This is a genomic window from Streptomyces sp. NPDC052225 (assembly GCF_040679615.1).
In the GTDB taxonomy this organism is placed as follows: Bacteria; Actinomycetota; Actinomycetes; order Streptomycetales; family Streptomycetaceae; genus Streptomyces.
In genome coordinates this window covers 1-17,869 of the sequence record NZ_JBFAVD010000013.1, presented here as the reverse complement: position 1 = coordinate 17,869, position 17,869 = coordinate 1, and the positions used below count along the sequence as shown (strand labels likewise).

At 75.8% G+C, this 17,869-nt stretch carries 13 protein-coding genes and 1 pseudogene; 8 read left to right on the top strand and 6 right to left on the bottom strand.

The window, feature by feature from the left end; translation table 11 throughout:
* Positions 1-28: 28 nt before the first annotated feature.
* Positions 29-1,552 (bottom strand): alpha/beta fold hydrolase, encoded by a 1,524-nt coding sequence (locus tag AB0L37_RS20110; protein WP_365506868.1) that lies wholly within the window; start codon positions 1,550-1,552, stop codon positions 29-31.
* A gap of 79 nt (positions 1,553-1,631) precedes the next feature.
* On the opposite strand from AB0L37_RS20110, the gene AB0L37_RS20105 reads away from it, so the two are divergent.
* The 3 genes from AB0L37_RS20105 (at position 1,632) to AB0L37_RS20095 (ending at position 5,722) form a co-directional block, all read left to right on the top strand.
* Positions 1,632-2,579: a MerR family transcriptional regulator gene (locus AB0L37_RS20105; protein ID WP_365506865.1), complete on the top strand. Its 948-nt coding sequence runs from the start codon at positions 1,632-1,634 to the stop codon at positions 2,577-2,579.
* 257 nt (positions 2,580-2,836) lie between these two features.
* Positions 2,837-4,240, top strand: a complete 1,404-nt coding sequence (locus AB0L37_RS20100) for a lipase family protein (RefSeq protein ID WP_365506862.1) — start codon at positions 2,837-2,839, stop codon at positions 4,238-4,240.
* 12 nt (positions 4,241-4,252) lie between these two features.
* Positions 4,253-5,722, top strand: a complete 1,470-nt coding sequence (locus tag AB0L37_RS20095) for a hypothetical protein (RefSeq protein ID WP_365506859.1) — start codon at positions 4,253-4,255, stop codon at positions 5,720-5,722.
* A gap of 23 nt (positions 5,723-5,745) precedes the next feature.
* Here the strand turns inward: AB0L37_RS20095 and AB0L37_RS20090 are convergent, their stop codons facing one another.
* Positions 5,746-6,465: a 1-acyl-sn-glycerol-3-phosphate acyltransferase gene (locus tag AB0L37_RS20090; protein ID WP_365506856.1), complete on the bottom strand. Its 720-nt coding sequence runs from the start codon at positions 6,463-6,465 to the stop codon at positions 5,746-5,748.
* A 102-nt stretch (positions 6,466-6,567) separates the two neighbouring features.
* Between AB0L37_RS20090 and AB0L37_RS20085 the strand changes: the two genes are divergently transcribed.
* On the top strand, positions 6,568-6,837 hold the full coding sequence (locus AB0L37_RS20085) for a phosphopantetheine-binding protein (RefSeq protein ID WP_365506853.1): 270 nt from the start codon (positions 6,568-6,570) through the stop codon (positions 6,835-6,837).
* On the top strand, positions 6,834-8,039 hold the full coding sequence (locus tag AB0L37_RS20080) for a beta-ketoacyl-[acyl-carrier-protein] synthase family protein (RefSeq protein WP_365506850.1): 1,206 nt from the start codon (positions 6,834-6,836) through the stop codon (positions 8,037-8,039). The genes AB0L37_RS20085 and AB0L37_RS20080 overlap by 4 nt, the downstream gene beginning before the upstream one ends.
* 8 nt (positions 8,040-8,047) lie before the next feature.
* On the opposite strand, the gene AB0L37_RS20075 is transcribed toward AB0L37_RS20080, so the two are convergent.
* From AB0L37_RS20075 to AB0L37_RS20065, 3 genes are all read right to left on the bottom strand, one after another.
* The gene (locus AB0L37_RS20075) at positions 8,048-9,691 is read right to left on the bottom strand and encodes a thiamine pyrophosphate-binding protein (protein ID WP_365506847.1); all 1,644 of its coding nucleotides are present in this window, start codon (positions 9,689-9,691) and stop codon (positions 8,048-8,050) included.
* Entirely contained in the window at positions 9,688-10,476 is a 789-nt protein-coding gene (locus AB0L37_RS20070) for a cyclase family protein (RefSeq protein WP_365506844.1), read from the bottom strand. The genes AB0L37_RS20075 and AB0L37_RS20070 overlap by 4 nt, the downstream gene beginning before the upstream one ends.
* A gap of 296 nt (positions 10,477-10,772) precedes the next feature.
* The gene (locus AB0L37_RS20065) at positions 10,773-11,438 is read right to left on the bottom strand and encodes a DUF6226 family protein (protein ID WP_365506842.1); all 666 of its coding nucleotides are present in this window, start codon (positions 11,436-11,438) and stop codon (positions 10,773-10,775) included.
* Between the two features lie 68 nt (positions 11,439-11,506).
* On the opposite strand from AB0L37_RS20065, the gene AB0L37_RS20060 reads away from it, so the two are divergent.
* The 3 genes from AB0L37_RS20060 to AB0L37_RS20050 all read left to right on the top strand — a co-directional run bounded on the left by AB0L37_RS20060 (position 11,507) and on the right by AB0L37_RS20050 (position 17,333).
* Positions 11,507-13,510 carry a DUF4139 domain-containing protein gene (locus tag AB0L37_RS20060; protein WP_365506839.1) on the top strand — a complete coding sequence of 668 codons (2,004 nt, stop codon included), beginning with the start codon at positions 11,507-11,509 and terminating at the stop codon, positions 13,508-13,510.
* A gap of 7 nt (positions 13,511-13,517) precedes the next feature.
* Positions 13,518-15,122, top strand: a complete 1,605-nt coding sequence (locus AB0L37_RS20055) for a mucoidy inhibitor MuiA family protein (protein WP_365506836.1) — start codon at positions 13,518-13,520, stop codon at positions 15,120-15,122.
* Positions 15,123-15,878: 756 nt separating this feature from the next.
* Positions 15,879-17,333, top strand: coding sequence for a pyridoxamine 5'-phosphate oxidase family protein (locus AB0L37_RS20050; protein WP_365506833.1), 1,455 nt, complete (start codon positions 15,879-15,881; stop codon positions 17,331-17,333).
* Positions 17,334-17,345: 12 nt separating this feature from the next.
* Here the strand turns inward: AB0L37_RS20050 and AB0L37_RS20045 are convergent.
* Positions 17,346-17,869: pseudogene (locus AB0L37_RS20045) on the bottom strand (Na+/H+ antiporter); the annotation flags it as partial.

Sequence of the window (17,869 nt, the reverse complement as noted above, 5' to 3'; positions counted from 1 at the left end):
GGCGGTTCTGCGCAATCCGCGCCCCGGATCAGGCGGGCCGTGCCCCGAGCCGGTCGAGGACCCGCGCCACCGCGGAGCGCACGGCCCGCCGCGTCTCCTCGGTGGGGTCCAGGCCCTCGAAACCGTGGTGGCCGTTCGGTACGTCGATGATCTCGACCGGGGCGCCCGCGGATTCGGCCGCCGTCACGAACCCGGCGACCGTCGCCGCGATCGCGGGCGCTTCGAGGCCCGCGCGCAGCAGGACGAAGGGCGGGGCGTCCGGACCGGCCCCGGCCACCGCCTCCACCGGGCGGAACCGGCCCGGCGGCAGGCCCCAGTTGGGCATCGGCGCCATGATCGGGTAGCAGGCGGCGAGACAGCACAGCCAGCCGGGCCGGGCGCTGATCCACTCCGCGGTCAGCAGCCCGCCGCCCGACAGGAACCACAGCGCGACGCGGTCCGCGTCGACGCGCGGGTCGGCGCGGATCCGCTCCACCGCCTCGGCCACGTCCGCGGCGGACCGCGGATAGTCGGTCACGTCGTGGAGGCGGTGGTCGAGGGTCGCGCCCACCACACCGTGACCGGCCGCGTAGCGCCCGTACCCCCGGAGGGTCTCCCAGTCGCGCGGGGTGGGGGTGACGCCCTCGGGGACGGGGCCGCCGTGCACGAAGACGATCGCGGGCCGCGGGCCTTCGGCGTCTGTGTCTTCAGGGAGGTAGAGGTCCACGTTTCCGGTGCGCTCGCGCGGGACGTCGGGGACGTCGAGCAGGAACGGCCGCTGGTAGGCGGGAAGTTGGGGCTCCTCCTCGCTCTCGGGCGGCGTCAGCCGCTCACCCTCCCCGGCCGCCGCGCGCAGCAGGACGTCGGCGAGTTGTGCCGGGCAGGAGAGCATCGGCCAGTGTCCGGTGGGCAGTTCGAAGAAGGTCACCCCGGGTCGGGTCAGTACCTGGAGGGCGGGGTCGCCGAGGCTCACGACGATACGGACCATGGCGAGAGTGCTGCCGTTCTCCGCGCAGAGCACCCCCGTGCTCGGGATCTCGGCCGCCGCGCCCGTCAGCCGCAGCGGCTGGAGCAGGGTGCCGAGCGGTTGCGGCGAGCCGAGCGCGGTCAGCCGGTCCCGGGCGGCGTCGGGGACACCGGCCGTACTGCCCCACCGCTGCCACTCCCCCGCTGTCGCGGGCACCGGCAGATCGGCGCCGTCCGGCCCCTCGGCCGTGAGCCGTTCGCGCAGTTCCTGGTCGGGGACGCCCGCGAGGGCGGGGTCGCCGTCGCGCGGCAGGGCGGAGTCGACGTAGACGATGCGGGCGATGCGCGGCGCCCTGCGGTCCGCTGCGCCGAGCACCGGGTGCGCCCCGTAGTCGTGGCCGACCAGCACGACGTCCCGGTCGGCCGCGGAGCCGGCGGCGTCGATCGCCTCGACGACCTGGCCGATGTGCGTCTCCAGGTCCACCCCGCTCCCGCTCGCCGGGTCCACGACGTGGACCTTCGCCCCGGCGGCCGCGAGCTCCCCGGCCGTCGCGTCCCACACGGCTGCGCCGGTGAACACACCCGGCACCAGAATGAACACGGTCATGCCCGCTCCTCTCAAGAGGCCCCAAGGGGTCTCGATGCGTCGGCCGGTAGGTTAGGAACTCCCCCAGAGGGAGGTTCAAGTGACGCTGCCGCCGGACGGCCTGTGGAGCATCGGGGAGCTCGCCGAGCACGCGGGCACGACCGTCAAGACCGTGCGTTTCTACTCGGACCGGGGTCTGCTGCCGGAACAGGCGCGCAGCGCCGGCGGCCATCGGCGCTACGGTCCCGCCGCCCTGGAACGCCTGCGCCTGATCCGCTCCTTGCGCGAACTCGGCCTGCCGGTCGCGGAGGTCGGCCGGGTCGTCGAGGAGCGGTCCGGGGCACAGGCCGTCCTGGAGGACGCCGTCGCCGGGCAGTTGCGCACCCTCGGGACACAGCTGCGCGCGCTGCGCTGGCAGGAGGCCGCCCTCCACCTCGTACAGGAGTGTCCGCCGCAGGAGCGCGCCGACCGGTTGCGGCTCGTCGGGGCGGTGGGGGCACCGCCGAGCACGGCGCCGGTGGCCGGGTTCTGGCGCGGCTGGCTGCCGCCGCGGATGCCGGCGGCGGCGCGGGCGGCGTTCCTGGAGGTGGCGGTGCCGCAGCCGCCGGACGATCCGACGCCGGCCCAGGTGCTCGCCTTCGCGCGGCTCTACGCGCTGGTGACCCGCCCGTGCACGGACGCCGCCCCGAGCCAGCCCGCCGCGCACCGCGAGGCCGGCGCCCGTGAGTCGGCGCTCCTGTACGCCGGTCTCGCCGAGGCCTACGAGCTGGCGTACGAGGATCTGCGGCTCGGCCGAACTCCGCGTGCGGGAGGGGCACTTGACTGTTTCGTGGAGACGTACGCGCGGGTGGTCGGAGTGCGCGACAGCCCGGACTTCCGGCGCGGGCTCGCCGGGCAGCTCGCGGTGGACCCGCGGCTCGACGGGTACTGGGAGCTGGTCGCCGAGCTGACGACGCCCGCGGGCGGGCCGCCGGAGCCGACGCCCGGGTCCGCGCACGACTGGTTGCGGGCGGCGCTCGATGAGCAGGTCTCGGTGGCGGCGGCGTAGGTCCGGCAGGGCACGTTCACTGTCGTCGCCGCCGGGGAGCGCGTCGGGCCGCCTGTGTGAACTTCCCGCCCAGTACCGGCAGTTGGGGCCGGGGAGCGGTTCGGCGCCGTTTCGCCCGGTACACGGCCCGCCGTCCTCACCGTGCGTGAGTCACCCGAGTGGCCGTCGCGGGCCTGCCGGGGCTCTGCCGTGCACGTTGTATGGCTCTGGGGCGGGCCAGGCCGAGCACGTGAGCGCGTACAGGACGAGGTGGCCGGATGACGGACCGGACAGTCACAGTCGAGGCGGATGCCGGAACCGGGGCCCCGGCCGCGGAACGGACCGAGGCCGAGTTGATGATCGCGGCGTCGGTGCTGCTCGCCGACGCCGCGCTCGCCGCCCGCAGGACCGGAGCCGAACTGACCGCGGCCGCGTCCAGCTGGCGGGTGGGCCTCGAAGCGTTGCGCCGCCCCGGATGGGGGCTCGCCACCGCGCTCTCCGCCGCCCGCGCGCTGACCAACCCCGCGGGTCTCGGTCTCGCCGCGAACGGCGGCGTCGTCGGCGAGACGTTCCGGTCGCTGGGCGCGATGGTGCGCCGCAGGCCCGCCTGCGTGGCGATGGCGGTCGACGCGTTCGCGCTGCGCATCGAGGCGGCGACCCGCGACCACCCGAACCTGGCGGAGCCGCTGGCCCGCCGGCTCACGGCCGCCGTCGTCGCGGGCCGCCGGGTCGAGGCGCTGCGCACCGCCCGCGAACTGGTCGACCTCATGGGCGTGACCCGCACGCTGACCACCGTCAGCCCCGTGATCATGGAGCTGCTCGCGCTGAACGGCCTGCTCGACGAGAACCCGACCAACGACAGCTTCGCGTGGGTGACGCTGGGCGGCGGGGTGCCGACGTCCGACCCGTTCTTCGGGCTGCCCGCCGGGCTCATCCGGCACTTCAACCCGGGTCCCGGACGGGCCGAACGGGTCCCGCCCGACGCGACGCTCGCCCGGGTCCTGACCCGCTCGTCCAACGACATCGTCAGCTACCTCGACGACATCTCCGCGCTCGGCAACCACGGGCTCGCCCTGCTGCGCCGCGTCCACTGCGCGGACGGCGCCACCCGGCACGTCCTGCTGCTGCCCGGCACCAGCTTCGGACGGGTCACGAACAGCACGCCGCAGGACCTCGTCGGCGCGTTCGACGGCGTGCTGCGCACCGACACGACGTACACGCGCGCGGTGAAGAACCTGCTGCGGCGGGCCGGCGTCCCGGCCGGTTCCGAGCTGTTGGTCGTCGGGCACAGCCTCGGCGGCATCACCGCCATGAACCTCGCGTGCGACCTGGACGTGGTGACGACGTACCGGCTCACGCATGTGGTGACCGTCGGTTCCCCGATCGACAACAAACGGCCGCTGGATCCGGCGGTCCGGATCGTGAGCCTCGTCAACAAGCACGACGTGATCCCCGGGCTCGACGGACGGGGGCCCGCCGCCGCGCGCGACGTCCCGGACGGCTGGCTCGAACTGACCTGGCTGGACGAGCGGTACGACTACCCGCTCTCGCACGCCCCGCAGGCGTACGCGGGCACGCTGAGCGGCGACTCCGTCCCTCATCGGGGCCAGGTCAACGCGCTGCTCGCCGCCTACGAGGGCGAGATCGTCTCCAACCAGCCCTACCAACTGCTCGACAAGTGACGGAGACCGTCGATGGACGTCAGTGACACCAGCACCGCCACCACCGCTCCCCGTCGGCCCAGCACGGCATGGCCTCTGGAGAACGCCCTGGTCAGTGCGGCCTTCGCGGCCCAGCGGCTGCCCTGGATCGACGCGCCGGCCCGCGCCCTCGGCCTCAAGCCGTTCACGCGGCGGGAGTTGACGCGGCAGGCGCTCGCGCAGATGCGGCGCGGCGCGTCGGGGCAGCCGGTGCGGCTGCGCACGGCGTTCGGCACCTTCCTGATGCCGTTCAGCGTCGACGACGCGGCCGCGCTCGTCGCGCGGGCGCAGGAGGCGGGGGCGCGGGGCCGGGTCACCGCCCTCAGCGACGAATGGCGCCGCTCGGCCCTGACCCCGCACGCCGCCCCGGACGTCGCGCTGCGCACTCTGCGTCCGCGCGTGCGCTCCGTCGCCGCCGAGGAGGCCGGTGAACTGCTCGCCGCGCGGCAGGCCGACGGCGTCGTCACCCGTGAGGACTGGTGCGCGGTCGCCCAACGGTTCGCCCGGCGCCTCGTCCTCGGTGACGCCGCGGCCGACGACACGCTGATCGGCGACATCCTCGACGCGACGCTGCGCTCCACCGAGCCCGACGAACACGCCGACCGCGCGGCGGCGTTGCGCCGCCGGCTCGACGCGTACGTCCACGACGCGGACGCCGCGCCTGCCCTCGGGGACGACGAAGCCGTCGAGCACGCCCTGGAGGTCGTCACCCGCGCGCTCACGGAGACGGCGCCGCAGGCTCTGGCGCTCCTGACGGTCAGGCCGCCGCTGCCGGGAGCCGACCGCGTCGAGCTGACGGTCGCCGAGGCGCTGCGCCGCTATCCGCCGCTGGCGGCCACGGTGCACGAGGTCACGGCGCCGTTCCGGTGGCGCGATCTGACCGTGGAGGCGGGCACGGACATCCTGCGCGCGACGTCCTGGCTGCGCGACCTGGACGAGAGTGACGGGATCCAGGGCGACGAGGACGGATACGGGGACGGGGGCGTCGCCGAGGACCCGTCGGCGTCCCTGTGCGCGGCGCCCGAGCCGTGCGCCGCCGCCGAACTCGCCGTGTGCGCCGCCGCCGAACTCGTCCGGGCCCTCACCCTCCGCGCCGAACCGGCCCTCCGCGGGACGCGCCTCGACCCCGACGCGCTCCCCCACACCCTGCCGCCCGCGTCGCTCGGCATCGCCCTGGCCGAGACGGAGTCGGCGCCCCGCGCCCAGGACGCCGGGCCCGAGCAGCCCGGCACGGCGGACGGTCCCGCCGCCGGGCGCGGTGCCGCGCACTACGCCGCGCTCGTGTCCGCGAGCGCCCGCGGTCTTCAGGAGCACGCGCGGCGCCTCGCCGAGTGCGCGCGGCAGCCCGGCTGGAACCACGACGCCTTCGGGGAGCAGTGCCGGATGACCCTCCTCGCCCACGCCGAACGCTGCACCCGGGCCGCCGCCGACGCCCGAAAGGCCGCCGAGTGGCTGGCCCATTGAGGCCGCCGCACGGGGCCCGGGCGCTACCAGAACGGGGTCGTACGGCGGCGCCGGTCGCGGTCGACCATGCCCTGAACGGTGAACCACACCTCGTCGCAGAGCCGTCGGGTCACCGCGGCGCGGCGGGCGAAGGTCGCCGGGGCGGCGGGCGCGGGGATCGGCTCGCCGACCCTGATGAGCCATTTCGCCGGGAGCGGCAGCAGGGGCGTGACGGGGAAGTACGGCAGGTCGAACCGGCGGGCCAGCGCCTTGATGTCGCCGAACTTCGGATACGTCTCCTCGGCGCCGACGATGGACACGGGGACGACCGGCGCCCCGGTCAGCACGGCGGTCGCGGCGAACCCGGGGCTGAAGGGCCGCAGCCGGTAGCGCTGCGAGAAGTTCTTGCCGACGCCGTCGGTGCCTTCGGGGAAGACGCCGACGAGCGCGCCCCGTGCGAGGCGGTCGTGGCCCAGTGTGGGGTCGTCGGAGAAGGCGTCGTACCGCCGGGCGTACGCGGCGAGCGCCGGGACCCGGTGGAAGAGCGGCGAGAGATAGAAGTGGACGGGGCGCGGCAGTCGCTGTCGCAGCAGCTTGTGGAGGACGAGACCGTCGAGGCCCCAGGCTCCCGAGTGGTTGGACACGAGCAGCGCGGGGCCGGTCGCGGGGATGTGCTCGATCCCGGACACCTCGACGCGGAAGTAGCCCTCGGCCAGCCGGCCCAGGACGCTGTCGACGGCGTCGCTCCAGTCTTCTTCGGTCACAAGGTCCCACTTTGGGCTGAAAACCTCCGCCCGCAAGGCTAAAAGTGCCAATCAGGTGGTCTGTCTGAAGTGGTCCCCGCATCTCTTGTTCGGAAAGGCGCCATGAGTACCTCCGCGACACCTCCCGTATCGACCACCGCACCCGCCGCCACAGAACTCCTCACCGGTCTCCTTGTCGACAACTTCGACGTGGACCCGGCGGCCGTCAGGCCCGACGCCCGGATGACCGAACTGCTCATCGACTCGCTGATGGTCGTGGAGATGGCCGTCACGCTGAAGGAGGAGCTGGGTGTCACCGTCTCCGAGGACGAGCTGCGCGAGCTGACCCTCGCCGAGTTCGCCGTCCACGTCGACGCGCGGCGGGCCCGGTGACGCGTGACGGTGCCGTGACGGTGACCGGTCTCGGCCTGGTCACCGCGGCGGGCCGGGACGCGACCACCACCTGGGAGGCCGTCCGCGCTGGCCGTCCCACCGCCCGGCGCGATCCGGAACTCGCCGGTCTTCCGGTGTCCTTGAGCTGCCGGGTCGACGCCGTGCGGGACCTGCCCCCGGGCCTGCGCGGCGCCGCCCGTCTCGAACCGGTCGCCCGCCTCGCGCTGACCGCGGTGGGCGAGGCCCTCGACCGGGCCAAGCTCTCCCCCGCCGACTGGGACGCCTCCCGCGTCGCGGTGGTCGTCGGCACCAGCATCGGCGGGGTCCAGGCCCTGGACACGGCCACCGAGCGGTTCACGCACGGCGGTGCGACCAGCGTCTCCCCGTACTTCCTCACCGGCTTCCTGCCCAACATGACGGCGGCCGCGCTCACCCTCCACCTGGGCGTCACCGGGCCGTCCCTGTCCCTCACCACGGCCTGCGCCGCCGGTGCCGACGCGCTCGGTGCGGCCCGGCGGCTGATCGCCTCCGGTGCCTGCGACATCGCCGTGGTCTGCGGCGCGGACGCGGCCGTCACACCGGTCGTCACGTCCGGTTTCAGCCAGCTCGGCGCGCTGTCCGACCAGGGGTCGCGCCCCTTCGACGTGGACCGCGACGGCTTCGTCATCGCGGAGGGCGCGGGTGCCCTCGTCCTGGAGCGGGCCGCGCACGCACAGGCCCGTTCCGCGCCGCGCCTCGCGCACTTCGTCGGTTACGGCGCCAGTACGGACGCGCACCACCTGGTGGCGCCGCACCCCGAGGGCCGCCAGGGCGAGCGGGCGGTGCGTGCCGCCCTCGCCGACGCCGGGATCGCGCCGGGCGACGTCGACCACGTCAACGCGCACGGCACCTCGACCCCGCGCGGCGACGCGACGGAGGCGACGCTGCTCGCCCGGGTCCTCCCGCACCGGCCGCCCGTCACCTCCGCGAAGGGCTCGCTGGGGCACACTCTGGGCGCGGCCGGGGCGATCGAGGCCGCGCTGACGGTCCTCGCGCTGCGCGACGACGTGGTGCCGCCCGTCGCCGGGCTGCGCGAGGTCGACCCCGAGTTCGGGATCGACGTGGTCGCGGGGGCGGCGCGGGAGCACCCGTCCGCCGTCGCGCTGAGCACGTCGTTCGGCTTCGGCGGGCACAACGCGGCGGTGGTCCTGGCCCGCGCCTGACACGGTTCTCAGTGTCCGCGGAACGCCTCCTCCAGCCACCAGGCCCCGCGGTCGCGGACGACCTTGGCGTCGATGAGCAGGGGCCGCGTGCGCGGGCCGGCGAGCCAGTCCTCGACGGCCTTGAGATCCTGCGGAGTTCGCACGGTCACGGCGTCGAAGCCGTTGCCGCGGGCGACGGCGGCGATGTCCGTGGGCGGGAACTCGACGGTGTCGAGGGCGTGTCCGTCGGGGCCGAAGTGGTGGACCTCCGCCCCGTAGGCGTCGTCGTTGTGGACGACGACCACCATCGGCAGGGCGAGGCGGCGGACGGTGTCGAGTTCGGCGGCGCTCATCAGGGCGCCGCCGTCCCCGAGCGCGGCTACGGGCAGCCGGTCGGGCCGGGCGAGGGCCGCGCCGATCGCCGTGGCGAGACCGAGCCCGATCGACTGGAACGCCTGCGTGAAGCAGAGCCCTTCGTGGTCCGGCACCGACAGGTACATGGTCGGGTGGCCCATGAAGTTCCCGGAGTCGACGCCGATGACCCGCTCGGTGGGCAGCAGGTCGTCGAGGGCGATGTTCAGGGTCCGCGGGTCGATGCGTTCGCGGGTGCTCTCGTCGTCGTACGGGACATCGCGCCAGCGCCCTCGTGCGGCGAGGTCCGTCTCGACGGCGGCGGTGCGGTAGCCGGTCGTGCGGCCCTCGCCCGCCGCCTCGAGGGCACGGCGCGCGGTGAGTTCGACGTCGCCGGTGACGCCGAGGTCCAGGGGGCGGTGGGCGCCGAGCGCCGCCGGCTCGTCGTCGACCTGGACGACACGCGCGTCCTCGCCGATCAGGCGGCCGTGCCGCGTCGTCCACATGGTCAGGGCGCAGCCCCAGCCGACGACGAGGTCGGCGCCCCGGATGAGGTCGGCGGTCAGGGGTGAGGAGAAGCCCCCGGAGACGTCGAGCGACCAGGGGTCCCCGGTGAACAGGCCGCGGGCGACGGCCGAGGTCGCGAGCAGGGCGCCGTGGCGTGCGGCGAGGGCGGCGAGCGCATCGCGGGCGCCGGGGGTCCGGGCGCCGCGGCCCGCGACGAAGACGGGCCGCCGGGCCGCTTCGAGCAGTGCGGTCAGTGCCGCGACCTCGTCGGGGCCGGGTGTCACGGCGGCCCGGGGCGCGGGCGGCGCCACGTGGTCGAGCACGCCGTCGGGGACGTCCTCGGCCTGCACGTCCAGGGGCAGGTTCAGGAGCACGGTGCGGCGTTCGTGCAGGGCGCGGCGGACGGCGGCGCAGGCCTGCTCGACCGCCTCCGCGGCCGACGTGACGCGCAGCGGGACCGCGCCGACGGCGCGTGCCAACGCGTCCTGGTCGACAGCGAAGTTGGACGCGGGCGACGTCGCCTCGGCCGCGAGGACGAGCAGCGGCGTACGGCTCTTGGCCGCTTCGGCGATGCCGGTCAGCGCGTTCGTCAGGCCGCATCCCTGGTGCACGCTCAGCGCGGAGACCGTCCCGCTCATCCGGGCGTACGCGTCGGCCATGGTGGCGGCCCCGCCCTCGTGGCGTGCGGCGACGAACCGGCTGCCCGCCGCCACCAGGGCGTTCGTCACATGGAAGTTGCCGGAGCCGACGACACCGAAGACCTGCCCGACGCCGGACGCGGCCAGGGCCCGCCCGACCGCCTCCGCGACCTTCATGCCCGCTCCACCAGGGCCAGGATCCGCGCGGGCGCCCCCGACCCGGTGACGATGGGCAGCGGTCCCGCGATGACGACAGCGCCGGTCGCCGGCAGCCGCCCGAGGTTCTGCAACTGGGTGAGCCCGTACTTGCCGCTGCCCATCAGGTACGAGTGACAGGGGAACGCCGGGTCGAAGGAGTGCGCGGCGCCCGCGTCCGTGCCGACCGTCTCCACGCCGAGCCCGATCACGGGCGTCTCCTGCGCCACCCACCGCGCGCACTCGGGCGACAGGCCGGGGGTGTGCGGCCCGTTCTCGTCGGCGTTGACGAACGGCTCCTGCGCGTGCGAGCGCGCGTCCCACCCGGTCCGCACCAGCAGCCAACCCCCGTCCGGCAGCGGCCCGTTGGCCTGCTCCCACCGCTTCACGTGTGCGATCTCGACGAGGAAATCCGGGTCGGCGGCGGCCTCGGCCGAGAAGTCGATGACGACCGCGGGAGCGACCAACTGCCGTACGGGCACGGAGGCGACGTCACCGAGCCCCTTGCCGGTGACCCAGTGGTTCGGCGCGTCGAAGTGCGTCCCCGTGTGCTCGCCGCTGCGGAAGTTGTTCCAGTACCAGGCGGGCCCCCGGTCGTCGTACCGGCTGATCTCGTCCAGCTCGAAGGACGCGGTCTGGCCGAATTCCGGCGGGAGTTGGATGACGGGCGTGGCCGAGGAGAGCGGCGACGTGAGGTCGACGACCTCGATCGAACCGCCGCGCAACCCGGAGGTGAGGGCGGCCAGGACGGACGGGCGGGGCGACATGAGGGCCTCCTGCGGGGGCGGTTCGCGAATTCCCGGGGTCGCCGCGGATGTTACGGACCGGGGGCGGCGCCCGGGAAGAGAGATCCCGGGCCCCCTTTTCGCGCGGCGGTCAGTGCGCCGCGTACGCGCGGACCATCGTCTGCCCGACCCGCGCCAGCGCACGTCCGCGAGGGTGACCCGCAGATGCACGAACGTGGTGTGTACCCGCAGCCTGGTCAATTCCGTTGCCGCATAGGGGTGTTCGGGGTGGCGGGGTGGCGCCGTGTCGTCGTCCCGACAGCCGCGGGGACGATGCCTCAGGCCCAGGCCGGGCCCGTCAGGACGTAGTGCGGCGACCGTCCCGCCCGCGCCTCGGCGAGGGTCTTGTCCACCGGGTGGGCGCCGCTGTCCCAGTCGCGCGCCGACAGGCCGTCGTCCTCCGTGGCCAGGAGGCGCCCGCCGCGGCCGTCGTCGACGTACACGAACGTCCCCTCCACGACGGCGAGTACGTGCTCGTCGACGATCTCGAGGATTCCGGCGGAGCCGTCGTCGCACGCGTCGCAGCCGCAGTCCGGGACGGTCTCCAGCGGTACGGCGGGGTCGCCCGCGCCGAGGACCAGGAGCGAGCGGGGGACGTCGTCGATGGCGGCGTGGGCGAGGACGAGCGGGACGGCGTCCGGTCGGCGGGGGCGCAGCAGGACCGCGCTGCTGACGTCGACCTCCGGGGGCCGGTGCCAGAGCGACGCGCAAGCCGCGGCGTCTGGGACCGGCTCCGGGTCGGCGAGGCCGCGTTCGCACAGCACCTTCGCCCAGGCGTCCCCGCGCGCCGCGAGGATGCGGTACTTGGCCGGGTCGAGGCAGCGCGAGTACTCCTCGTCGCGCACCTCACGGCCCTCGTGCGGATCGGGCCAGGGCGGGGTGTCCGCGCCGGTGACGGCGAACGCCGCGTCGACTGCTCGGAGCAGGCCGGATCGATCTTCCATACCGGGCAGCCTACGGCCGCCGTCCGCGACTACGCTGCGGACCGAGGCGTACAGGGGGAGGCGGCCTGATGACGGACCCGGTGGCGCGGTCGTGGGAGTCGGAGCTCACGTCGGTGGTGGTGTACGCGCGGGGCGCGGTGTGCCGGCGCGTGGCGCGTGGTGTCGTGCCGTCCGACGGGCGGGTACGGGTGAGCGGCCTGCCGCGGTCGCTGGAGCCCGACTCGCTGCATGCGCGGGTGCTGGACGCGCCGGGGCTGCGGGTCGCCGAGGCCCGGCCGGTCGTCGAGGCGGAGCCGGTGGCGCCGGAGGACCGCGGCGCGTTGTACCGGGCGGTCGAGCGGTGGCGGCAGGAGGAGGATGCGGTGCGGGCGCGCCGGGACCGGCAGGCCCGTCGCGTCGCGGAGGTCGCGGCGCTGCGGCCCGTGCCGCCGCCCCGCAAGCGCGACGAGCCCGCGCACCGTCGCGCGCCGGTCGACGCGTGGCTGGACCTCGCGGGCTTCGTCGACGCGCGGTTGGCGGCCCTGCACGAGGGGCTCGCCTCGCTCGACGAGGAGCTGCGCCGGGTCGCGCACGAACTCGACCTCGCGACCGACCGTCTGGAGCGGGCGTCCACGGACGCCGCGGCCTCCGCCGTGCGCACCACCGCCGCCGCGGACCTCACCGTGGAGGGCGGGGCCGCGGGCGCGGAGGTGGCGGTCGAGGTGGAGTACCGGGTGCCGGGCGCGGTCTGGGCCCCCGCCTACCGCCTGACGCAGCGTCAGGGAGACGGTGACGCGCGGCTCGTGCTGCGGGCCTCGGTGGCCCAGCGCACGGGCGAGGACTGGACCGGTGTGCGTCTCGCCCTGTCGACGGCCGATCTGCGACGGCCCACCGGCGTGCCGAGACTCCGCTCGCTGCGCATCGGGCGCCGCAGGACCGCGCCCGAACCGTCCGGCTGGCGCGAGCCCCCGGCGGGGCTCGCCGATCTGTTCAGCGGGTACGACGCGGCGGGGCCACCACCTGCCGCCGCGGTCGCGAAGATGCCGGTCGCGGCGGCGGCGTTCGAGGTGGGCAGCGCGCCGCCACCGCCCGGCGCGCCCGCGCCACCGGCCGCCCCGCAGGGCGGCTACGCGGGTGCCGTGCCCGCGGCACCGGCCGCCGTCCGCCCCCGGGCGGCCGGCCGAGCGAGTCTCGCCGCCCTGGACAGCGCGCCGTCCGCCGCGCCGACGCCTCCCCCGCCGCCCGAGCCGGGGCCGCCGCGGCCGAGCTCCGCCGAACTCGACTACGCCGACCTGGTGTTGGCCGGCCCTGAGGGGCAGGGGGCGCGGCGCGGTGTCCTGCTGCCGGGCTCCGCCTCCGACGCCGTCGCCGTCGAGTACCGGCGTCGCGCGGAGTCGGTGGCCTCGCTGCCGCTGCCGGGGCACGCGGTGCGGCCGCGCGAGTCGGCCGGTTCGTTCGACCACCGCTTCGACGCGTCGGCGCCCGCCGACATCCCGTCCGACGGCGCCTGGCACACCGTCACGGTCGCCGAGCTGCCGGTGGCCCTGCGCACCGAGTACGTCTGCGTGCCGTCGGTCGACCCGACCGTGTTCGCGACGCTGCTCGTCTCCAACACCACGGACCAGGCGCTGCTCGCCGGGCCCGTGGACATCACGGTCGACGGCGAGCCCCTGCCGACGACGGCGCTGCCCACCCTCGCCCCCGGGAGCACCGGCCGGGTGGGGCTCGGGCCCGCCGAGGCGGTCCGCGCCGCGCGCCGCACCGAACTGCGCGAGTCGACGGCGGGGTTGCGGGGCGGCACCACGGTCCTCGACCACCGCGTCCACGTGGAGCTGGCCAACCGGCTCGCCCGTCCGGTCACCGTCGAGGTGCGCGAGCGCGTCCCGGTGACCTCGGACGCGGACGTACGGATCGAGGAGCGCGCCGACTGGGTCCGCCCCGAGGCCGGCGGTGAGGGGCCCGAGCCGCACGCCCCCGGTACCCGCCTGTGGCGGGTGGAGCTGCCCGCGGGCGGCACGGCCGCCCTCGACGGCGGGTACGAGATCCGCGTCCCGGCCGCCAAGGCCCTCACCGGCGGCAACCGGAGGAGCTGACACCGCCATGACGACACCGCCCGAACGCGAAACCGAAACCGACCTCACCGAGCACACGCCCGAGTTGACGCCCCTTCCGGTGACGGCCGTGACCTGCCTTGAGGACCGCGCCCACATCGAGCGCACGGCGGCCGTCGAGGTGACGTCCGGCGTGCAGCGACTGCTCCTCGGTCCGGTCGGCGCGCTCGCCGTCGACCGGACGCTGCACGCCGAGTTCACCGGCGGCCCCGACGCCACCGTCCTCGACGTACGGGTGGTGCGGGCCTGGACGCCGCCCGCCCCGCGGCCGCCCGGCGACGAGGACTCACCACTGCGCCACCGCGCCCACGCCCTGGAAGAGGAGGAGCGCCGCCTGAACCAGCGGCTCGACCGGCTCCGCGCCCGCCTGGACGCGCTCAGCACCCTGGCCGCCGATCTGCTGCGGGACATCGGCGAGGGTGCCGGTTTCGGCGAGGTCGAACCGGAGCGCTGGACGCGCGAGCTGGACCGGGTGGACGCCGAGCGCGACACGGCCGAGGAGGAACTGCTCGGTGCCCAGACCCGGTTGACGGCACTCGACCAGGAACTCACCGAGGCACGGCGCGCGTTGGACCTCTCCGAGCACGAGCCCGCGCATCTGACCGCCCACATCGAGCTGACGCTGCGGGCGCGCGCCGCGGGCCGGGCCGAACTGCGCCTGAGCCACGTCACGCCCTGCGCCGTCTGGCGCCCCGCCTACCGCGCCGTGCTCGGCTCCGACGGCGCGCTCACCCTGCACACCGACGCGGTGGTGTGGCAGCGCACCGGCGAGGACTGGTCCGACGTGGACCTGACGCTCTCCACGGCCCGGTCGGCGGGTGCGACGAGCCCGCCGCGCCTGGTCGAGGACCGGCTGACCCTGCGCGACCGCAGCGCCGAGGAGCGCCGGATCGTCGACGTCGAGGTGCGCGAGGAGGACATCGCGGACGTGGGTCCCACGCCCGTCGTGGGCCTGCCGGGCGTGGACGACGGCGGCGAGGTGCGCGTCCTGCACGCCTCCGCGCCGGTCCGCGTGCCCGGCGACGGCCGCGCCCACCGCGTCCCGCTGACCACCGCCGAGTGCGCGACGCGCAGCGAGTTCTCCTGTGCGCCCGAACTCTCCCCGCTGGTCACGGAAGTCGTCCGGTTCACGAACACCGCCGGGCACGCGCTGCTCGCCGGGCCGGTGGACCTGGTCAGGGGCAGCGGTTTCACCGGCCGCGGCACACTCGCCTTCACCGCGCCGGGCGCCCCGGGCGAGCTGGCGTTCGGCAGCGCGGACACGTACCGGGTGCTCCGTGAGACGGACGAGTCGCGCGACACGTCGGGCCTCACGCATCGCACGGTGACCACGCGCACGGTGCGGCTGCATCTGTCCCGGTTCTCCGCGCCGGACGAGACGGGCGAGCGCGTCGTCACGCTGCGGGAGCGCCTGCCGGTCTCCGAGGTGGCGCAGGTCGAGGTCCGGCTGCGCAAGGAGGCGTGCTCCCCCGCCCCGGACACCGTCGACGCCGACGGGATCGCCCGCTGGGATCTCACGCTGCCGCCCGGCGGCCGGCGCACGGTGACGCTGGTCTACGACGTCTCGTCGAGCGGCAAGGTCATCGGCGTATAGGCATCGCGAGGTCGGCGCAAGCTCGCGCGACGGCAAGGGCCGCAGGGAGCCGCGACCCGGTACGACCACACGACGTCGGGCCCCGGCCTCGGCGGCCAGCCGTTCGGCGTGCTTCGGGCGGGCGGGCGCCGGTGAGGAGCAGCGAGGGCCGGGTCTCGGTGGTGGAGTCCGTCCAGGGCCGCGCGAAGACGGCGAGCCGGGTGGCGCGGTAGGGACCGCCCGGCCGTCGAAGGAGTCGGCGGGCCATCGCGCTCAACTCGGATCGCGGCAGCGGTAGTTGACGGTCCTGCGGGGGCAGCCGTCCCACGTCGCCGCCAGGGCGAGGCGCCCCCGTCGGCGGTCTCGTCTGCGTCCGGCGTCGCATGGGCCGTGCGGTGCACATCGGCGTAGAGAGGTGTCCGCCTTCGGGGCGCCGGCCGCACGGTCGCGCGGGGCAGCGACCCCGCCGGGCGGACGGGGACGACGACGGTGCGGTCCCCGTGGGGCGCGAGGTCGGGCATTGCCCTCCGGGTCCCCGCGCTCAGGTGCCCGGCATGGCCCGTACGGCGGCGGCGAGCGCACCCGTGCCGCTGCCCGCGCGGGTCGGGGATCACGGCTGGGGCAGTGGTCGTGCTCGGCCGACCGCTGCGATGGTCCTGCGGCCCGCGCCGCCGGGACCTCCGTCCCGCCGCCCGGTGCCCTTGGTCCCGTATCCCGTCGTGGGCCACGGGCATCACAGCATCAGCACACCGCCCCGCCCGCCCCCTGGGAGGCACCATGACCACCGCATCCGAGATCCGCGACGCCGACCTCCTCGACCGCCCGCTGCCGCGGCTGCCCGGCAATCCGGACGCGCGGGCCCGTGACCTCGCCGAGCGGGCCGTCGCCGCCGTGGCCGCTCAGGTGCTGCTCACCCCTAAACCGGGCCTCGCCGACCACACGTCCGACGCGCGCGGCGCCTCGCTGGCCGCGGCCGCCGCGCCCCTGTACGACGCGTTCCACGCGGCCGCGTCGTCGCCCGGCCTGTCGGCGTCGCAGCTGGCGGCCGTACGGGAGGAGGCCGGGGCCCGGCTGACGGACGAGGAGGGCCTGCTCGGCCTCGCCCAGGCGCTGCGCGCGCTGCTGCCGCTGGTGGCGGCGCGGGCCGGTGGCGCGGACACCGTGCGCGAGGTGTGCGCGCGGGCCGAAGCGGCGTCGGGGCTCGGCACGTACGCGCTGATCACCGACTTCGCGCTGCCCGCCCTGCACGAGGCCCGCGCCCTCGGCCACGACGAGGACACGGCACGGCTCGACGCGCTGCTCGCCCTGATGGCCCGCCGCCAGGACCCGGCGGTGGCCGCGTCCCGCGGGCCGCTCGCCGTGCGCATGCTGCGCAGGGACGCCGCGTCCGTCCTGGAGGCGGGCGGGCGCGGCACCGAGGAGGGAACGCAGCGGTTCGCCGTCCTGGAGGGGACCGTCCGGCGCTACGGGATCACGCCGGCGGACAGCGCGGGCCTGCTGGCGGCGACGCTGTTCCTGGACGCGCTGGAGGCGACGGACACACCGGACGCCGCCCCGGCCGAGCCGGCCGCCGAGCATCTGGAGCGCCTCACGGACCTGGGCCGGCGGATCGCCGCCCACCGGGCCCGCCTCGGCCTCTCCCTCCCCGATCTCGCGCGCCGCACCGAGGCGTCGCCGTCCTATCTGCGCTATCTGGAGACCCATCCGGCGTCCCCCGCCCCGGGTTTCCTCACCCGGCTCGCGGCCGCTCTGGAGACGACGGCCGAGGAGCTCTCCGGCGCCCTCACCGACGTACCGCCGGGGCTGGCGCGGGAGCGGCGCGAGCCCGCGCTCGTACCGCTGTCGGAGTCCGAGGCCCGGTCCCTGCTCGCCTCCCACGGAGTGGGCCGGCTCGCCTTCACCGCGCCGGACGGCCCGGTGGTGGTCCCCCTGAACTACCGCGTCACACCGGACGGCGGCCTCGCGTTCCGCACCCGGCCCGGCTCGGTCACGAACGCGGCCGGCGGGCAGCGGGTCGCCTTCGAGGTCGACCGGATCGACGACGCGACGAGCACCGGGTGGAGCGTGCTCGTCGTGGGCACGGCGCGCGCGGTCGCCGACGCCGACACGGGCGCGGCCCTCGACGCCCTCCCCGGCACGGCCCCGTGGGCGGGCCGCGACCGTGACCGGTGGTTCGTGGTGACGCCGCACCGGGTCAGCGGGCGCCGCATCACTCTGTCCGACGAGGCCTGAGCGGAGCCCCGCTCACTCCACCGGCACGTGCCGCAGCAGATGGAGCTCCTCGGCGTCGAGATGCCCCTGGAGCCTGCGCAGCACCGTGTCGTCGATGGCGCCGCTGTCGCGCAGCCGGACGACGACGGCCCGGCGTTCGGCGACCAGGGCCAGGCGCAGCGCGGCCGCGTCGTCGGTCAGCCGCTGCGGATGCGGTTCGGGTTCGACGGCGTCCGCGTCCGCGGCCCGGCAGCGCAGCGCGAGCGCGTCGGCCTGCGCCTGGCTCGCGACCCGTACCGCTTCGGCGACCGCGGGCGCGGTGTTCAGACGGGCGGCCAGGTCGGGCAGCGCGGCGAGGGCTTCGTTGAGGGCGCCGGACTCGGCGAGCCACTCCTCGTGCGCCACGGACCGGTCGCAGGGGATGCGCGCCCAGCGCACCACGCTCGGCAGGATCAGTGCCTGCCCCATCGTCACCACGATCACCACGCCGGTGACGAGCACGATGAGTTCGCGGTGCGGGAACGGCGAGCCGTCGTCGAGGGTGGCGGGGATGCCGA

Coding starts and splice junctions, on each gene's coding strand:
- AB0L37_RS20085 (WP_365506853.1), top strand. CDS start 6,568: ATGAGTACCTCCGCGACACCTCCCGTATCGACCACCGCACCCGCCGCC.
- AB0L37_RS20075 (WP_365506847.1), bottom strand. CDS start 9,691: ATGAAGGTCGCGGAGGCGGTCGGGCGGGCCCTGGCCGCGTCCGGCGTC.
- AB0L37_RS20110 (WP_365506868.1), bottom strand. CDS start 1,552: ATGACCGTGTTCATTCTGGTGCCGGGTGTGTTCACCGGCGCAGCCGTG.
- AB0L37_RS20060 (WP_365506839.1), top strand. CDS start 11,507: ATGACGGACCCGGTGGCGCGGTCGTGGGAGTCGGAGCTCACGTCGGTG.
- AB0L37_RS20050 (WP_365506833.1), top strand. CDS start 15,879: ATGACCACCGCATCCGAGATCCGCGACGCCGACCTCCTCGACCGCCCG.
- AB0L37_RS20095 (WP_365506859.1), top strand. CDS start 4,253: ATGGACGTCAGTGACACCAGCACCGCCACCACCGCTCCCCGTCGGCCC.
- AB0L37_RS20065 (WP_365506842.1), bottom strand. CDS start 11,438: ATGGAAGATCGATCCGGCCTGCTCCGAGCAGTCGACGCGGCGTTCGCC.
- AB0L37_RS20070 (WP_365506844.1), bottom strand. CDS start 10,476: ATGTCGCCCCGCCCGTCCGTCCTGGCCGCCCTCACCTCCGGGTTGCGC.
- AB0L37_RS20055 (WP_365506836.1), top strand. CDS start 13,518: ATGACGACACCGCCCGAACGCGAAACCGAAACCGACCTCACCGAGCAC.
- AB0L37_RS20100 (WP_365506862.1), top strand. CDS start 2,837: ATGACGGACCGGACAGTCACAGTCGAGGCGGATGCCGGAACCGGGGCC.